The organism is Angustibacter sp. Root456, assembly GCF_001426435.1.
Lineage (GTDB): Bacteria > Actinomycetota > Actinomycetes > Actinomycetales > Angustibacteraceae > Angustibacter.
The window spans coordinates 176,931-193,022 of the sequence record NZ_LMER01000018.1 but is presented as its reverse complement, the minus strand read 5'-3'; the positions used below and the strand labels follow the sequence as shown (position 1 = coordinate 193,022).

Genomic DNA, 16,092 nt, shown 5'->3' with positions numbered 1-16,092 from the left:
GGGGCAGGCTCCATCACGGGGTCGGGCGCTGTCCGTCAGCGCAGGAGGTCACGGTACGCGGGCCACGTACCCGCAGGCGTAGTGGTGCGTTCGGCGGCGAGCACCGCGCGGACGACGGCCCGCGTGGTGCAGTCGGCGGCTGCCGTGAGCACCGCGTGCAGCTCGAACGGGCCGGGCGCAGGGAGCTCACCCGTCGCCAGCGCGAAGGCGGTGTCGCCGTCGAACATCGTGTGCACCGGCGAGATCGCACGGGCCAGCCCGTCGTGGCTGACACCGGCCACCTTGGCGCACTGGGCCTTGGTGAGCGTTCGGTCGGTGGCCACGACGACGAGCGTCGTCGCACCGGCGACGGCGGCCGCCCGCTGCGCCATCAGCCCCTGTTGAAACCCTTGCACTGCAACGAGATCCGGGGAGCCGACCGCCGCCTCGTCGGGCAGCAGGTGACGCGCTCCCCACAGCTCACCGCTGGTGGGGTCGAACGCCGAGCCGACCGCGTTGACCACGACGAGCGCGGCGACGGTGGTGCCGTCGTCCAGCACCTGGCTGGCCGAGCCGACGCCGCCCTTGAGGCCACCGGCGACGGCGCCCGTGCCCGCACCGACGAGGCCCTCCGCCACCGCCTCGGACGACGCCGCCTCGCAGGCGGCCACGCCGGAGTCCGCGTCCGGTCGGTGGGCGACGTCGCCGCCTCGGCCGAGGTCGAACACCACCGCGGCGGGCACGATCGGCACGGGAGGGCCGCCTGGGCCGACCTCGTACCCGATGCCGTGCCGCTCCAGGTGCGCCATCACGCCGTCGGCTACCGCGAGCCCGAACGCGCTGCCGCCGGTGAGCACCACGGCGTGCACGCGGTCGACCGCGTTGCGCGGGTCGAGCAGGTCGGTCTCGCGCGTGCCCGGCCCACCGCCGCGCACGTCGACCCCGGCGACGGCTCCGCCCGGCGGCGCGAGCACCACGGTCGCACCCGTCAGCCAGCCGTCACCCGTGTGCGTCGCGTGGCCGACGGCGAGACCCCCGACGTCGACCAGCGAGTTGGTGATTCCGGTGCGGGCGCTCATGCCCGCATCATGCCTCGCCGGTTCCGGCCGCGTGCCGCGGGACGCCGTACCCCAGGCCGCGACGCGACGGTGGCGCCGGCTCCGCTCGCTCCACCGGGCACCGGTCGTCGGGGCACGCCAGCTCGTCGCACAGCCGGCACATGGACTCACCGGTGAGCAGGTCGTCGGTGAGCGCGCCGAGCATCGCCTCCAGTGCCGGCACCAGCCCGGCGAGCCCGGCGTCGTCTAGGGCCGAGATGGCCTGCGCGGCAACGGTTCTGCGCGCTTCGAGCACCCTGAGCGCGACGCGTTCACCGGCGGGAGTCAATGCCAGGAGCGTCACCCGGCCGTCCGCCGCCGGCACCCGCTCGACCAGGCCGTCGTCAGCCAACCGCTGGGCCAGCTGGACGGCGCCCGGTGGGCTGATCCGCAGCCGCTCGGCGAGGAAGCCCACCGGCCGGTCCGGGTACCACAGCAGCGTCGTGACGGCTGCGGCCGCGTGGCGCGTGCGGCCCAGCACGGCGCGGGTGGCCAAGTCGCTCCGGTCGTCGACCGTGCGGGAGAGTGCGGCGAGCAGGTTTCCGGCGTACGCCCGCTCTGCCGCAAGGGGATCGGGCCCCGGCCGAACCGCGCCGTCCGGCACGACGAACGGGTACCCCTCCTCGTCGTGGACCACGCTGGGCGTCGTCATGTAAGCAGGTTACCGGCCTCGGCCGGCCCTCGTACGGTGGTGCCATGCGCATCCTCCTCGTCGGTTCCGGAGGCGTCGGTGACGCCTTCGCCCGCATCGCAGCCCGTCGGGACTTCTTCGATCTGCTCGTCGTGAGCGACTACGACCTCGCCCGAGCCGAGCGCACCGTCGCGGCCGTGCGTGAGCGGCATCCCGGAGAGCAGCGCCTCGTCGCTGCCCGCGTTGACGCGTCGTCCGCGCAGTCGGTGGCCGCGCTGGCGCGCGAGCACGGCGTGACGCACGTGATGAACGCCGTCGACCCGCGCTTCGTGATGCCGGTGTTCGAGGGGGCGTTCGCCGCCGGCGCCGACTACCTCGACATGGCGATGAGCCTGTCGCACCCGCACGCCGACCAGCCGCACGCGCAGACCGGTGTGAAGCTCGGCGACGAGCAGTTCGACGCGGCGGCGCAGTGGGACGGCGCGGGCCGCCTCGCGCTGGTAGGCATCGGCGTCGAGCCCGGCCTCTCCGACGTCTTCGCCCGCTACGCCAGCGACCACCTGTTCAGCCGCATCGACGAGCTCGGCACGCGCGATGGCAGCAACCTCACGGTCGAGGGCTACGACTTCGCGCCGTCGTTCTCGATCTGGACGACGATCGAGGAGTGCCTGAACCCGCCGGTGGTGTGGGAGAAGGGCCGCGGCTGGTACACGACGGCCCCCTTCAGCGAGCCGGAGGTGTTCGACTTCCCCGAGGGCATCGGGCCGGTCGAGTGCGTGAACGTCGAGCACGAGGAGGTGCTCCTCATGCCGCGCTGGCTCGAGGCGCAGCGGGTGACGTTCAAGTACGGGCTCGGCGACGAGTTCATCGAGGTGCTCAAGACGCTGCACAAGCTCGGCTTGGACTCCACCGACCCGGTGCGCGTCGGCGGCGTCGAGGTCAGCCCGCGTGACGTGGTGGCCGCCTGCCTGCCCGACCCCGCCCAGCTCGGCGACCGCATGCGCGGCAAGACGTGCGCCGGGTTGTGGGTCACCGGCACGGGCACCGACGGCGCACCGCGCGAGGTGTACCTCTACCACGTGGTCGACAACGAGTGGTCGATGCGCGAGTACGGCGCCCAGTGCGTCGTGTGGCAGACCGCGGTGAACCCCGTGGTGGCGCTCGAGCTGCTCGCGAGCGGCGCGTGGTCGGGGGCCGGCGTCCTGGGGCCGGAGGCGTTCGACGCCGTGCCGTTCCTCGACCTGCTGCGGGACGGCTACGGGTCACCGTGGGGCCTGCGCGAGCAGACGCCGGCCTGAGCCGGGAGGGAATGCCCGGCAGGCGGCCTGCGCTGGCACCGTCGTGACCTCCGACGCCGCCCGCCTGCCGCTGTCCGTACTCGACCTGTCGCCCGTGCCGTCCGGCAGCGTGCCGTCGTCCGCGCTGCACCGGACCATCGAGCTGGCCCAGGCCACGGAGTCGTTGGGGTACAAGCGGTTCTGGGTCGCCGAGCACCACTCGCTGCCGAGCGTCTCGAGCTCGTCGCCCGCAGTGCTCATGGCGGCTGTCGCTGCGGCCACGCGCACCATCCGGGTCGGCTCGGGCGGCATCATGCTGCCCAACCACTCGCCGCTCACCGTCGCCGAGACCTTCCGCGTGCTCGAGGGCCTGCACCCCGGGCGGATCGACCTCGGACTCGGCCGGGCGCCGGGCACCGACCAGCTCACCGCGTTCGCGCTGCGCCGCAGCCGTGAGGCACTGACGGCCGACGACTTCCCGCAGCAGTACGCCGAGCTCATCGCCTACGTCGACGGCTTCGCGCCCGACCACCCGTTCGCGGCGATCAGGGCCATGCCGGACGACGTCCCGCTGCCGCCGGTGTGGATCCTCGGTTCCAGCCTGTACGGCGGTCAGGCGGCGGCGGCGTTCGGCACCGGCTTCGCGTTCGCCGGCCACTTCGGCAGCGTCGACCCGGCTGAGGCCGTCGACGGTTACCGCGAGTCCTTCCGCCCCTCGGGCCGGCCCGGTGCGCCCACCGAGCCGCGCGTGATCCTCGCGGTCGCGGCCATCGTCGCCGACACCGAGGAGCGCGCCGAGCAGCTGGCCCGCGCGCACGACCTGTCGATGGTGCGCCTGCGCAGCAACCGGCCCGGGCCGTTCCCCAGCCCGCAGGAGGCGGCGGCCCACCCGTGGACGGACGCCGAGCGCGACCTCGCCGCGTCGGGTCGCCGCTTCGTCTCGGTCGGTACCCCGGACGCCGTCCGCGAGCAGCTGCTGCGGCGGGCCGAGCGCGCCGGCGCCGACGAGCTCATCGTGACCACGAACATCCACGACCCCGCCGAGCGGCGGCGGTCCTACGAGCTCCTCGCCGGGGCGTTCTCGCTCGCCTGAGCGGGGTGCTGGCGGTCAGGAGCGGCGGTCGGCGTGCCGGTCGGAGGCCTGGACGCGCCGCGACTGCCAGCCGATGCGCGCCAGCAGCACCAACGCGCCGACGGCCGACACGACGAAGACCGCGAGCGCGATCCGGCTCTCCACCGTCGGGCCGTCGACTCCCGGTCGCGCGAGCAGGGCCGCGCCGATCATCAGCGCCGCCAGCACGAGCCCGGCGGCGATGACGTTGGCCAGCTTGTGCAGCCCGCGCAGGAACTCGGTCTCGTCGAAGACCTTCACGCGCATCTCGAAGCGACCGCTCGCCACGGCGTCCATCGCCCGGTTGACCCGGCCGGGGAGCGCCTCGACGAACTCCTTGGCCTCCATGAGGCCGGCCATCACGCTGGCCGGCGACATGCTCATGCCGGCCCGCATCGCCTCGGCGGTGTGCCGCTGCAGCGCCTGCTGCGGGCTGAACGTCGGGTCGAGCGTGCGCGCGACCTGGTCGAGGTTGAGCATCGCCTTGCCGAGCATCGACAGCTCGGGCGCGAGCTGCAGCCCGGCGCGCGCCGACTGGCGCGCCAGCTCGAGCATGACGGCGCCGGTGTCGAGGTCGGCGATCGAGGTCTGGGTCGCCCGCAGGACGACGTCGGTCACCGACCGCTCGAACGCGAGCTCGTCGAAGCCGGGCAGCTCGGTGCCGAGGGTGCGCGCGACCCGACTGACGTCGTCCGGTCGCCCCGAGAGCAGCGCCATGATCAGCTTGATCAGCTGGTCGCGCATGGGCACCGGGATGTGGCCCACCATGCCGAGGTCGATGAGCGCCAGGCGCCCGTCTGGGGTGAGCAGCACGTTCCCCGGGTGGGGGTCGGCGTGGAACACCCCCGCCACGAGCACCTGCTGGGTGAACGCGCCGATGAGCGCGTCCGCCAGCCCGGCGCCGTCCAGGTCGAGCCGCCCGAGCGGGCCGAGGTCGGTCACCTTCTTGCCGGGCACGTAGTCCATCGTCAGCACGCGACTGGTCGTGTAGTCCTCGATCGGCGACGGGACGACGATCAGAGGTCGCTCGCTCACCAGGTCGCGCAGCAGCACGAGGTTGCGCGCCTCGCGCTGGTAGTCGAGCTCGTCGACCAGTGACTTGCGGAACTGCTCGAGCAGGTCGGCGACGGCGTAGCGGCGCCCGGTCTCGCTGTGGGCCTCGACGAAGCCCGCGATCTCGCCGAGCACCTCCATGTCGTCGAGCACCTGCTGGCGGATGCCCGGCCGCTGCACCTTGACGACCACCTCGCGACCATCGCGCATGGCCGCGCGGTGCACCTGGCCGAGCGAGGCGGCGGCGATCGGCACGTGGTCGAACCGGCAGAACGCCCGCGACAGCCGCACGCCCAGCTCGCTGCTCACGATCTGCTCGACCTCGTCGAAACCGAACGGCTCGACGTCGTCCTGCAGCCGGGCGAGCGCGTCGGTGTACGCCTGCGGCAGCAGGTCGACGCGCGACGACAGCAGCTGCCCGAGCTTGACGAAGGTCGGTCCCATCGCCTCGAGCTCACTGGCCAGGCCCTCGGCGGCTGCGACGTCGCCGGGGGGCAGCTCGTCCGGGCTCAGGATGTCGTCGAGTCCGGAGCTGCTGACGAGGTCGCCGCGGCCGTGGCGCAGCAGCAGCATCGCGATCTGGCGGTAGCGGCCGACGTGGCGCGGGTTGAGCTGCACGCCCCGGAGGTTACTGCGTTGCGAACAGCTCGCCAGCGCACTCGGCGAAAGCCTCGGTGTGCCGGTCGACGTCCGCCTCGGTGGTGGCCGGGCTCATGAGCGCCATGAGCACCTCGGTGAGCGTCGTGGCCACTGCGGCGAGCGAGAGCGCGTTGCCGGCAAGGGTGCCGCCGATCCCGCCGACGTCGATGTCCTCGAGCTCGACCGAGCGCCGGATCCGCTCCGACAGCTCGCTGGTGAAGCCGAAGGCACCCGCGGGGATGCCGGCCCCGATCGTCTTTCCGACGACGACCACGTCGGGCTCGAGCCCCCACGCGGCCGTGCAGCCACCGGGGCCGGCGCACAGCGTGTGCGTCTCGTCCATCACCAGCAGGGTGCCGTGCTCGCGCGTGAGGCGCCGCAGGGCCTGGTGGTAGCCGTCGTCGGGCAGGACGATGCCGATGTTCGTCATCGCCGGCTCGAGCAGAACGCACGCCACCTCGCCGGTGGCCAGGGCCCGTTCGAGGGCGGGGACGTCGTTGAACGGCACCACGACCGTCGTCTCGGACGGCGGCACCGGGGCGCCGATGTTGCCGCGCCGCGGCACCACCTGGTCACCGTCGAGCGTCGCGAAGGTCTCGTCGACGGTGCCGTGGTAGCACCAGTCGATGACGAGCACCTTCGCCCGCCCGGTGACGTGTCGCGCGTAGCGGATCACGTGCCGGTTGGCGTCCGTCGCCGAGAGGGTGAACTGCCACTGCGGCAGCCCGAAACGGCGTGAGAGCTCTTCTGCGGCAACGGATGCGTCGGCGGTTGGCAGCATGGCGGTGATGCCGCGTTCGACCTGTTCGCGCACCCGCGCGACGGTGGCGTCGGGGGAGTGGCCGACCATCGCCCCGGTGTCGCCGAGGCACAGGTCGACGTGGTCGATGCCGTCGACGCAGGTGAAGTGCGCGCCGTGCGCGCTCTGGACGAACACGGGGTACGGGCCGGGCCACTTGGCCATCCACGACATGGGGACGCCGCCGTGCAGGTGCTCCTTCGCGTGCTCGAACATCGCGGCAGACTGGGGCCGCTCGGCGATGAACCGCTCGACCTCGCGCTGGTGCAGGGCGGCCAGGCGCCCGGCGTCCACCCCGGTCGTCATCGCCCGGCCACCCCGGTCGTCATCGCCCGGCCACCGCGGCCGCGATCACGTCGAGGCCCTCGGTGAGCAGCTCGTCGCTGATGACCAGCGGGGGCAGGAAGCGCAGCACGTTGCCGAACGTGCCGCAGGTCAACGTGACGACTCCCTGCTGGTGGCAGGCGGCGCTGATCCGCCCGGCCTCGGCGGGGTCGGGGTCGGTGGTGCCCGGGGTCACGAGCTCGATGGCCACCATCGCCCCGCGGCCGCGGACGTCGCCGATCTGGGGGTGCTCGGCGGCCAGGGTGTGCAGCCGCTCGAGCATGACCTCGCCGATGTGCTGCGCGCGCTCGGCGAGGTGGTCGCTCTCGATCGCCTCGATGGCGCCGAGCGCGGCGGCGCAGGCCACCGGGTTGCCGCCGTAGGTGCCGCCGAGGCCACCCACGTGGACGGCGTCCATGAGCTCGGCCCGGCCGGTCACCGCAGCGAGCGGCAGGCCACCGGCGATGCCCTTGGCGGTGGTGATGAGGTCGGGGACGACGCCCTCGTCGTCGCAGGCGAACATCGAGCCGGTGCGGGCGAAGCCCGTCTGGATCTCGTCGGCCACGAACACCACGCCGTTCTCGCGGCACCAGGCCGCCAGCGTGGGCAGGAAGCCCTTCGCGGGGACGACGAACCCGCCCTCACCCTGGATCGGCTCGATGACGACGCACGCCACCTCGTCGGCGCCCACCTGCTTCTCGATGATCGAGATCGCGCGCTGAGCGGCCTGCTCGCCGGTGATCGGGGCCGCCTCGCGGAACGGGTAGCTCATGGGCGCGCGGTAGACCTCGCCGGCGAAGGGGCCGAAGCCGTGCTTGTAGGGCATCGACTTGGCGGTCATGGCCATCGTGAGGTTGGTGCGGCCGTGGTAGGCGTGGTCGAACACCACGACGGCGTCACGGCCGGTGGCGACCCGGGCGATCTTGACGGCGTTCTCGACGGCCTCGGCACCGGAGTTGAACAGCGCCGACTTCTTGGCGTGGTCGCCGGGCGTCAGGCGGGCGAGGGCCTCGCAGACCTCCACGTAGCCGTCGTACGGCGTCACCATGAAGCAGGTGTGGGTGAACTGGGCGACCTGCGCCTGCACCCGGGCGGCGACGCGCGGGTTGGCGTTGCCGACGTTGACCACGGCGATGCCGGAGCCGAAGTCGATGAGCGAGTTGCCGTCGACGTCGACGATGACGCCCCCGCCGGCGCGCTCGACGTAGACGGGCAGCGTCGTGCCCACACCGTCGGCCACGGCCGCCTTCTTGCGCTCGTGCAGCGCTCGCGACCGGGGGCCGGGGATCTCGGTCACCAGCTGGCGGCGCTGGGGCACCGCCTCGTCGCCGAGGGAGAGGCTGGGGGCGGACTCGCGCAGATCGCTCATGCTTTGCAGACTAATGACCTGGCCGACGGCACAGTGACGGCGCGCGAGCTTTCCCGTTGACACAGTGACGGCAGGTCGCGCCCGGCCCTCGACTAGCGTCGAGACCGCAGCGGTGCCCGCGCCTGTCCACCAGACACCCTCCCGAGCTAAGGAGCAGCCCGTGACCCAGCAGGACGAGCGACGCGTCGTCGAGTCGGTGCAGCGAGGGCTGTTCATCGGCGGCGAGTGGCGTGCGGCCAGCGGAGGCGCCGAGCTCGACGTGATCGACCCCTCGACCGAAGAGGTGCTGACGTCGGTTGCCGACGCCACCGTCGACGACGGGCGGGCCGCCCTCGACGCCGCCGTGGCCGCCCAGGCGAGCTGGGCCGCCACCGCCCCGCGCGAGCGCGGCGAGATCCTGCGGGCTGCCTTCGAGAAGATCACCGAGCGCGCCGAGGACCTCGCGCTGCTCATGACCCTCGAGATGGGCAAGCCCCTCAAGGAGGCGATGGCCGAGATCACCTACGGCGCCGAGTTCTTCCGGTGGTTCTCCGAGGAGGCCGTGCGCATCGCCGGCCGGTGGTCGACGTCCCCGAACGGCGCCACGCGGCTGCTCACGATGAAGCAGCCCGTCGGCCCGGCGCTGATGATCACGCCCTGGAACTTCCCGCTCGCCATGGGCACGCGCAAGATCGGGCCGGCCGTGGCGGCTGGCTGCGCGATGATCGTCAAGCCGGCCTCGCAGACGCCGCTGTCGATGCTGGCGCTCGCGCAGATCCTCACCGAGAGCGGCCTGCCGGACGGCGTGCTCAACGTCGTGACGACGTCCCACACCGGTGACGTCATGGAGCCGCTGATCCGCGACCCGCGCCTGCGCAAGCTGACCTTCACCGGCTCGACGCCGGTGGGCCGCAAGCTCGTCGAGCAGTCGGCCGAGGGCCTGCTGCGGGTGTCGATGGAGCTCGGCGGCAACGCGCCGTTCCTGGTCTTCGGCGACGCCGACCTCGACAAGGCCGTCGACGGTGCGATGCTCGCCAAGATGCGCAACATCGGTGAGGCGTGCACGGCGGCCAACCGGTTCATCGTCCACGAGTCGGTGGCGGACGAGTTCTCCCAGCGGCTGGCCGAGCGGATGGGGGCGCTCACGGTCGGCCGCGGCACCGAGGACGGCGTCGACGTCGGCCCGCTCATCGACGACAAGCAGCGCGACAAGGTCGCCGAGCTCGTCCAGGACGCCATCGACCACGGCGGCCGCGTGCTCACCGGTGGCGGTCCCACCGGCGACAAGGGCTTCTACTACTCGCCGACCGTGCTCGCCGACGTCCCGAGCGACGCCCGCGTCTTCGACGAGGAGATCTTCGGCCCGGTCGCGCCGGTCACGTCCTTCAGCACGGACGACGAGGCGCTGACCCTCGCCAACGACACCGAGTACGGCCTGGTCGCCTACGCCTTCACCACCGACCTGTCGCGCGCGCTGCGCGTCAGCGAGGGCCTGGAGACCGGCATGGTCGGCATCAACCAGGGCGTGGTGTCGAACCCGGCGGCGCCGTTCGGCGGCGTCAAGGCGAGCGGCTTCGGGCGCGAGGGCGGCGCTGAGGGCATCGAGGAGTACCTCGAGACCAAGTACGTCGGCATCGCCCTCTGACCCTGCCGGGGGGCGTGGGAGGGTGAGCGCATGCGTCGCGTCGTGCTGCTCGGGTCCACGGGGTCGATCGGCACCCAGGCGATCGACGTCATCACCCGCAACCCCGACCGGTTCGAGGTCACCGCGATCGCGGCCGGCGGCTCCGACGTCCGCACGCTGGCGCAGCAGGCGCTGAGCCTGGGCGTCGAGCAGGTGGGCGTCGCCGACCCCGGCGCCGAGAGCGCCCTGCGTGACGAGCTCGCCCGCCAGGCGGACGGCGCCCGGCTGCCCGAGGTGCTCGCCGGCCCGGACGCCGCCACTGCCCTCGCCGGCCGCGGCGACGACGTCGTGCTCAACGGCATCACCGGCTCGATCGGCCTGCGCCCGACGCTCGCCGCGCTCGAGGTGGGCAGCGTGCTGGCGCTCGCGAACAAGGAGTCGCTCATCGTCGGGGGCCCGCTGGTCACAGCGGCGGCCTCGCCCGGCCAGATCGTGCCCGTCGACTCCGAGCACTCGGCGATCGCGCAGTGCCTGCGCTCCGGCGCCGCCACCGAGGTACGGCGCCTGGTGCTCACGGCCAGCGGGGGGCCGTTCCTCGGCCGTGACCGCGCGTCGCTGCACGACGTGACCCCCGAGCAGGCGCTGGCCCACCCCAACTTCGCCATGGGCCGGGTGGTCACGACGAACTCCGCGACCCTGGTCAACAAGGGCCTGGAGGTCATCGAGGCCCACCTGCTGTTCGACGTGCCGTTCGAGCGCATCGAGGTCGTGGTGCACCCGCAGCAGCTGATCCACTCGATGGTCGAGTTCGTCGACGGCTCGACCATCGCCCAGGCCGGACCGCCACGCATGCTCGTGCCCATCGCCCTCGGGCTGTCGTGGCCCGAGCGGCTGGCCGACGTCGACGCGCCCATCGACTGGACGCAGGCCCAGTCGTGGCAGTTCCTGCCGTTGGACGACGACGCGTTCCCGGCCGTGTCGCTGGCCCGCCGCGCCGGCGCCTCGGGCAGCACCTACCCGGCGGTCTTCAACGCCGCCAACGAGGAGTGCGTCGAGGCCTTCCACGACCGGCGGATCCGGTTCACCGAGATCGTCGAGACGGTGCGGCGGGTGGTCGACGAGCACGAAGCGCCCTCTGGCCAGCTGAGCGTCGACGCGGTGCTGGCGGCTGAGCGGTGGGCCCGCCACCGCGCCCGTGCGATCCTGGGTGCGTGACTGCTCTGGCCTGGACCCTCGGCGTCGTCGTCTTCGTCGTCGGCATCGGTGCGTCGATCGCGCTGCACGAGATCGGGCACCTGGTGCCGGCCAAGAAGTTCGGCGTGAAGGTCACGCAGTACATGGTCGGCTTCGGGCCGACGATCTGGTCGCGCCACCGCGGTGAGACCGAGTACGGCGTCAAGTGGATCCCGCTCGGCGGTTACATCCGGATGATCGGGATGTTCCCTCCCAAGCCCGGCACCGACCCGCGCTTCGTGCGCTCGTCGTCGACCGGTCGCATGGGCATGCTCGTCGAGTCCGCGCGCCAGCAGTCGCTGGAGGAGATCCAGCCCGGCGACGAGCACCGCGTCTTCTACCGGCTGTCGGTGCCGCGCAAGATCGTGGTGATGCTGGGCGGTCCGACGATGAACCTCGTCATCGCGGCCGTGCTGCTCACCGTGACGATGGCCGGGCTCGGCGTGCAGAGCCTCGTGCCCACCGTGTCGAGCGTCTCGCAGTGCATCCTGCCCGCCGGCACGCCCGACCGTGAGTGCACGCCGAGCGACCAGCCGGCCCCGGCAGCCGCGGCCGGTCTTCGCCCCGGCGACCGCCTGGTGTCGTTCGACGGACAACCGATCCGCACGTGGGACGACGCCACGCAGGCGATCCGGGGCGCGGGCGGGCGCACCGTCGACTTCGTCGTCGAGCGCGACGGCAAGCGGCTCACCCTCTCGGCGGCGATCCCCCTCAGCCAGCGCCCCGTGCTCGACGACCAGGGCAACCCCGTGACGGCAGCCGACGGCACCCTGAAGACCACGCAGGTCGGCTTCCTCGGCGTCTCGCCGTCGGTGGGCATGGAACGCCAGCCGATCACGGCGGTGCCGGGTGCGCTGTGGAACGGCTTCACCCAGACCGCGGCGGTCGTCGTCCGGATCCCGCAGAAGATGGTCGGCATCGTGCAGGCCGCGTTCGGCTCCGGCGAGCGCGACCCCAACGGCCCGATCAGCGTCGTCGGCGTGACGCGCGCCGCCGGTGAGATCGCGAGCAGCGACTCGATCCCGTTCGTTCAGACGCCGCGCGAGCGCGTGTCGTTCTTCCTCAGCCTGCTGGCCTCGCTCAACCTCGCGCTGTTCGTGTTCAACCTCATCCCGCTGCTGCCGCTCGACGGCGGCCACGTCGCCGGTGCGATCTGGGAGGGCCTGCGTCGCGCCGTCGCGCGGATGCGGCGGCGTCCGGACCCCGGCCCCGCCGACGTCGCCCGCCTGCTGCCCATCGCCTACGCCATGAGCACGGTGCTGATCGTGATGTCGGTGCTGCTGATCTACGCCGACATCGTCAAGCCCGTGAAGCTCGGCGGCTGACCCGCTCGATCCGGGTGCGTTTCGCCGGCCGTCGGTGCCGGGGAGATACTTGAGGCATGAGCGTCTCCCTCGGTCTGCCCGCCCTGCCCCCGCCCGTGCTCGCCCCACGGCGTCCGTCGCGCAAGATCAAGGTGGGCTCGGTCGAGGTCGGCGGTGACGCGCCCATCAGCGTGCAGTCGATGACCACCACGCTCACGGCCGACGTCAACGCCACGCTGCAGCAGATCGCCGAGCTCACCGCCACCGGTTGCGACATCGTGCGTGTGGCCTGCCCGAGCCAGGACGACGCCGACGCGCTGCCCGCGATCGCCAAGAAGTCGCAGATCCCGGTGATCGCCGACATCCACTTCCAGCCCAAGTACGTCTTCGCCGCGATCGACGCCGGCTGCGCGGCCGTGCGCGTCAACCCCGGCAACATCCGCAAGTTCGACGACCAGGTGGGTGCCATCGCCCGCGCCGCCAAGGACGCCGGCGTGTCGCTGCGCATCGGCGTCAACGCCGGCTCGCTCGACCCGCGGCTGCTGGAGAAGTACGGCAAGGCCACGCCCGAGGCGCTCGTGGAGTCCGCGGTGTGGGAGGCGTCGCTGTTCGAGGAGCACGACTTCCACGACTTCAAGATCTCGGTGAAGCACAACGACCCGGTCGTCATGGTGCGCGCCTACGAGCTGCTCGCCGAGCGGGGTGACTGGCCGCTGCACCTCGGTGTCACCGAGGCCGGCCCGGCGTTCCAGGGCACCATCAAGTCGGCGACGGCGTTCGGCGCGTTGCTGTCGAAGGGCATCGGCGACACCATCCGCGTCTCCCTGTCGGCGCCTCCGGTCGAGGAGGTCAAGGTCGGCATCGCGATCCTGCAGTCGCTCAACCTGCGCCCGCGCAAGCTCGAGATCGTGTCGTGCCCGTCGTGCGGGCGGGCGCAGGTCGACGTCTACAAGCTGGCCGAGGAGGTCACCGCCGGGCTCGAGGGCCTCGAGGTCCCGTTGCGCGTGGCCGTCATGGGCTGCGTCGTGAACGGGCCGGGGGAGGCCCGCGAGGCCGACCTCGGGGTGGCGTCCGGCAACGGCAAGGGGCAGATCTTCGTCAAGGGCGAGGTCATCAAGACCGTGCCCGAGTCGGCCATCGTCGAGACGCTCATCGAGGAGGCCATGCGCCTTGCCGAGACCATGGACGCTGAGGGTGAGCCGTCGGTCAGCGTCTCCTGACGCGGTGCAGGCCGGGGCAGCGCGCCGGGGGCGCGCGTCCGCAGTGAGGACGTCGGTCGACACGGCCTTGGCGTGCACGGCAGGCTGACGTCGTGCTGCGCAGCGCCACCGCCATGCGGACCCTGGAGCGTCGAGACCGCGACGCGATCCTCGAGCTGTGCGCCCGCGACCCGGTCGCCAACGTCATGGTGGCCGAGCGGGTCGAGCTCGTCGGCAGCGAGCCGGTGCGCCTGGGTGGCGAGATCTGGGGGCTGTTCGAGCACGGGGAGCTGACGAGCGCCTGCTGGTCGGGGGCCAACCTCATCCCGATCGAGGTGCGCACACCGGCCGCCATGGACGCCTTCGCGAGCCGGGCGCGCCGGGCCGGCGGTACCTACTCCTCCCTGTTCGGTGAGGCCGCGGCGGTCAACGGCATCTGGGCGCGGCTGCAGGCGATGGGTTGGCGGGCGCGCGAGACGCGCCCGTGCCAGCCGCTCTACAGCATCGAGGCACCACCGTTGGTCGAACCCGACCCGCACGTGCTGCGGGCCCTGCCCGAGGACGTCATCGCGGTGCTGCCGGCGTCGGTGGCGATGTTCACCGAGGAGGTGGGGTACTCCCCGGTCGGCGCCGACGGCGGCATGGCCTACCGGCGCCGGGTCACCGACCTGCTGCGCCAGGGGCGCACGCTCGTGCGACTCGGACCGGCGGGTGAGGTGGTCTTCAAGGCCGACCTGGGCTCGGTGAGCTCGCAGGTGGCGCAGGTGCACGGCGTGTGGGTCGACCCGCGTTGGCGCGGCCAGGGACTGGCCGCGCCAGCCATGGCCGCCGTGGTGGAGGCGGCGCTGCGCGACAACGCCCCGATCGTGTCGCTCTACGTCAACGACTACAACGCCCGCGCGATCGCCGTCTACGAGAAGGTCGGGTTCGAGCGCGTCGGCACCTTCGCCACGATCCTGTTCTGACCCCCACCGGCTAGAGTGCTAGCATCCTAGGCATGGGTGAGACTGCCGCCAAGGTGCAGTTCAACGTGTACCTCCCGCGAGAGCTGGTCCGCCGGGTCAAGCACCTGGCGATCGACGACCACAGGAGCCTGTCGGCGCTCGTCGAGGACGCGCTCACCGAGTACGTCGACGAGCACGAGGGAGCCTGACCGTGGAGCCTGACGTCACCCTGCGACCGGTGCGGTTCACCGCCGACGTCCGGGGCGGTCAGCAGTTCGCGCAGCTGCTGGGCCTGGCCAGCCGGGTCGAGAGCGGGCGGGGCGGCTGGGTCGACCTCGTCGCCGGTGGCGGCGGCATGCTCGCCCTGCACGACGCCACGACCAGCGCGTCGCGCCAGCCGTCGGGACGTACGACGCTGTCGGCGGAGTGCGACGACGCGGACGCCCTCGCCGAGCGGCTGCGCTTCGCGGGGTTCGACGACGCGACCGTGTACGACGAGGCCTACGGCCGCGTGCTCGTGGTCACCGACCCCAACGGTGCCCAGGTGGCCGTCGACCAGCGGGCCAGCGACCTGCACGGCTACCGCGAGCGCGACGCCAGTGGCGCCGACCCGCGCTGGCGGGTGCGGGTGCTGGTGCGGGCGCAGGACCCCGCGGCCTACCGGGCGTTCACGCAGGCGCTCGGCGTCGACGGGCTCGTCGACGTCCTCCCGGGAGCCCCGCAGGTCGCCTCTAGCCTCGGCCCGGACGGCGCCCGGCACCGCGCCGCCGTCGTCGAGCTCGTCCTGGTCACCAGCGAGCCGCTCGTGCAGGTCGAGGCGCGTCTGCGCGGTGCCGGGCACGACGACGCCATGGAGGGTGACGACGACGCGCTGGAGGTCATCGACCCCGACGGCGTGCGGCTCGTCGTCCGCGCCGCGCAGGTCCCCGGGTGAGCCCGCTGCGCGTGGAGCCGCTCGACCTCCTCGCGCACACCGTGGCGGCCCGCACGCTGCAGGCCGCAGCCCTGGCCACCGTGGTCGAGGCGACCGGTGTCGGCGGGGCGGACGACGCTGAGCCGCCGTACGCCCGGCACGCCGAGCGCGAGGGGTACTGCTGCGTGGGCGCGTGGGACGACCAGCGGCTTGTGGGCTACGCCTACGGCATGACGACGCAGCCGGGGTCGTGGTGGGACACCTGGGTGAGGGCTCCGCTGGCCGGCGTCGGTGCCGACGCCGTGCTCGACGACGCCTTCGAGCTGTGCGCGGTGTTCGTCGACCCGCCGTCTCACGGGCAGGGCCTGGGCCGGTGGATGGTGGCGAGCCTGCTCGGCGCCGTCGACCACCCCCGAGCGGTGCTCACCACCCAGGGCGGGGCCAACCCGGCGCGCGGCTTCTACCGCCGCCTGGGCTTCACCGAGCTGCCGGCGCGGCTCGAACACGACGGCGTACCGTTCGTGGTCCTGACCGCCGACCTGCCGCTCGGCGCGGCCCGTGAGCGTGGCCTCGCCGCCCACCTCGGCACCCGGCCGCGGGTCGCCGACTAGGCTCTC

At 72.8% G+C, this 16,092-nt stretch carries 15 protein-coding genes; 10 read left to right on the top strand and 5 right to left on the bottom strand.

The window, feature by feature from the left end; genetic code table 11:
- Positions 1-35: 35 nt before the first annotated feature.
- Both ASD06_RS13145 and ASD06_RS13140 read right to left on the bottom strand, forming a co-directional pair.
- Positions 36-1,058 carry a P1 family peptidase gene (locus ASD06_RS13145; protein ID WP_056678376.1) on the bottom strand — a complete coding sequence of 341 codons (1,023 nt, stop codon included), beginning with the start codon at positions 1,056-1,058 and terminating at the stop codon, positions 36-38.
- A gap of 7 nt (positions 1,059-1,065) precedes the next feature.
- Positions 1,066-1,728, bottom strand: a complete 663-nt coding sequence (locus ASD06_RS13140) for a MarR family winged helix-turn-helix transcriptional regulator (RefSeq protein ID WP_056678373.1) — start codon at positions 1,726-1,728, stop codon at positions 1,066-1,068.
- A 44-nt stretch (positions 1,729-1,772) separates the two neighbouring features.
- Here ASD06_RS13140 and ASD06_RS13135 point away from each other — a divergent pair, with 44 nt between their 5' ends.
- Both ASD06_RS13135 and ASD06_RS13130 read left to right on the top strand, forming a co-directional pair.
- Complete coding sequence (locus ASD06_RS13135; protein ID WP_056678370.1) at positions 1,773-3,005, top strand: saccharopine dehydrogenase family protein; 1,233 nt, start codon at positions 1,773-1,775, stop codon at positions 3,003-3,005.
- A 43-nt stretch (positions 3,006-3,048) separates the two neighbouring features.
- The gene (locus tag ASD06_RS13130) at positions 3,049-4,077 is read left to right on the top strand and encodes an LLM class flavin-dependent oxidoreductase (protein ID WP_200942167.1); all 1,029 of its coding nucleotides are present in this window, start codon (positions 3,049-3,051) and stop codon (positions 4,075-4,077) included.
- Between the two features lie 15 nt (positions 4,078-4,092).
- On the opposite strand, the gene ASD06_RS13125 is transcribed toward ASD06_RS13130, so the two are convergent.
- Genes ASD06_RS13125 through gabT form a run of 3 tightly spaced genes read right to left on the bottom strand, consistent with a single transcriptional unit; the run spans position 4,093 to position 8,279 of the window.
- Positions 4,093-5,766, bottom strand: coding sequence for an AarF/ABC1/UbiB kinase family protein (locus ASD06_RS13125; protein ID WP_056678367.1), 1,674 nt, complete (start codon positions 5,764-5,766; stop codon positions 4,093-4,095).
- 10 nt (positions 5,767-5,776) lie between these two features.
- Complete coding sequence (locus ASD06_RS13120) at positions 5,777-6,892, bottom strand: transaminase (RefSeq protein ID WP_056678365.1); 1,116 nt, start codon at positions 6,890-6,892, stop codon at positions 5,777-5,779.
- 19 nt (positions 6,893-6,911) lie between these two features.
- Positions 6,912-8,279 (bottom strand): 4-aminobutyrate--2-oxoglutarate transaminase, encoded by a 1,368-nt coding sequence (gabT, locus tag ASD06_RS13115; protein WP_056678362.1) that lies wholly within the window; start codon positions 8,277-8,279, stop codon positions 6,912-6,914.
- Between the two features lie 160 nt (positions 8,280-8,439).
- Here gabT and ASD06_RS13110 point away from each other — a divergent pair, with 160 nt between their 5' ends.
- The 8 genes from ASD06_RS13110 (at position 8,440) to ASD06_RS13075 (ending at position 16,086) form a co-directional block, all read left to right on the top strand.
- A complete protein-coding gene (locus ASD06_RS13110; protein ID WP_056678359.1) occupies positions 8,440-9,903 on the top strand; it encodes an NAD-dependent succinate-semialdehyde dehydrogenase in 1,464 nt (487 codons plus the stop codon).
- Between the two features lie 30 nt (positions 9,904-9,933).
- Entirely contained in the window at positions 9,934-11,097 is a 1,164-nt protein-coding gene (gene dxr, locus ASD06_RS13105) for a 1-deoxy-D-xylulose-5-phosphate reductoisomerase (protein ID WP_056678356.1), read from the top strand.
- Positions 11,094-12,440 (top strand): RIP metalloprotease, encoded by a 1,347-nt coding sequence (locus ASD06_RS13100; protein WP_200942165.1) that lies wholly within the window; start codon positions 11,094-11,096, stop codon positions 12,438-12,440. The genes dxr and ASD06_RS13100 overlap by 4 nt, the downstream gene beginning before the upstream one ends.
- 56 nt (positions 12,441-12,496) lie before the next feature.
- Positions 12,497-13,639 carry a flavodoxin-dependent (E)-4-hydroxy-3-methylbut-2-enyl-diphosphate synthase gene (gene ispG / locus ASD06_RS13095; protein WP_056678354.1) on the top strand — a complete coding sequence of 381 codons (1,143 nt, stop codon included), beginning with the start codon at positions 12,497-12,499 and terminating at the stop codon, positions 13,637-13,639.
- 95 nt (positions 13,640-13,734) lie between these two features.
- On the top strand, positions 13,735-14,583 hold the full coding sequence (locus ASD06_RS13090) for a GNAT family N-acetyltransferase (RefSeq protein WP_056678572.1): 849 nt from the start codon (positions 13,735-13,737) through the stop codon (positions 14,581-14,583).
- A 32-nt stretch (positions 14,584-14,615) separates the two neighbouring features.
- Positions 14,616-14,771 (top strand): ribbon-helix-helix domain-containing protein, encoded by a 156-nt coding sequence (locus ASD06_RS13085; protein WP_056678352.1) that lies wholly within the window; start codon positions 14,616-14,618, stop codon positions 14,769-14,771.
- A gap of 2 nt (positions 14,772-14,773) precedes the next feature.
- Positions 14,774-15,496 carry a VOC family protein gene (locus ASD06_RS13080; protein ID WP_056678349.1) on the top strand — a complete coding sequence of 241 codons (723 nt, stop codon included), beginning with the start codon at positions 14,774-14,776 and terminating at the stop codon, positions 15,494-15,496.
- On the top strand, positions 15,493-16,086 hold the full coding sequence (locus tag ASD06_RS13075; protein ID WP_056678347.1) for a GNAT family N-acetyltransferase: 594 nt from the start codon (positions 15,493-15,495) through the stop codon (positions 16,084-16,086). The genes ASD06_RS13080 and ASD06_RS13075 overlap by 4 nt, the downstream gene beginning before the upstream one ends.
- The last annotated feature ends 6 nt before the right edge of the window (positions 16,087-16,092 follow it).

Bases quoted from the DNA above. Each gene is read 5' to 3' on its own strand.
- ASD06_RS13145 (WP_056678376.1), bottom strand. From the start codon at position 1,058: ATGAGCGCCCGCACCGGAATCACCAACTCGCTGGTCGACGTCGGGGGT.
- ASD06_RS13140 (WP_056678373.1), bottom strand. From the start codon at position 1,728: ATGACGACGCCCAGCGTGGTCCACGACGAGGAGGGGTACCCGTTCGTC.
- ASD06_RS13135 (WP_056678370.1), top strand. From the start codon at position 1,773: ATGCGCATCCTCCTCGTCGGTTCCGGAGGCGTCGGTGACGCCTTCGCC.
- ASD06_RS13120 (WP_056678365.1), bottom strand. From the start codon at position 6,892: ATGACGACCGGGGTGGACGCCGGGCGCCTGGCCGCCCTGCACCAGCGC.
- gabT (WP_056678362.1), bottom strand. From the start codon at position 8,279: ATGAGCGATCTGCGCGAGTCCGCCCCCAGCCTCTCCCTCGGCGACGAG.
- dxr (WP_056678356.1), top strand. From the start codon at position 9,934: ATGCGTCGCGTCGTGCTGCTCGGGTCCACGGGGTCGATCGGCACCCAG.
- ispG (WP_056678354.1), top strand. From the start codon at position 12,497: ATGAGCGTCTCCCTCGGTCTGCCCGCCCTGCCCCCGCCCGTGCTCGCC.
- ASD06_RS13085 (WP_056678352.1), top strand. From the start codon at position 14,616: ATGGGTGAGACTGCCGCCAAGGTGCAGTTCAACGTGTACCTCCCGCGA.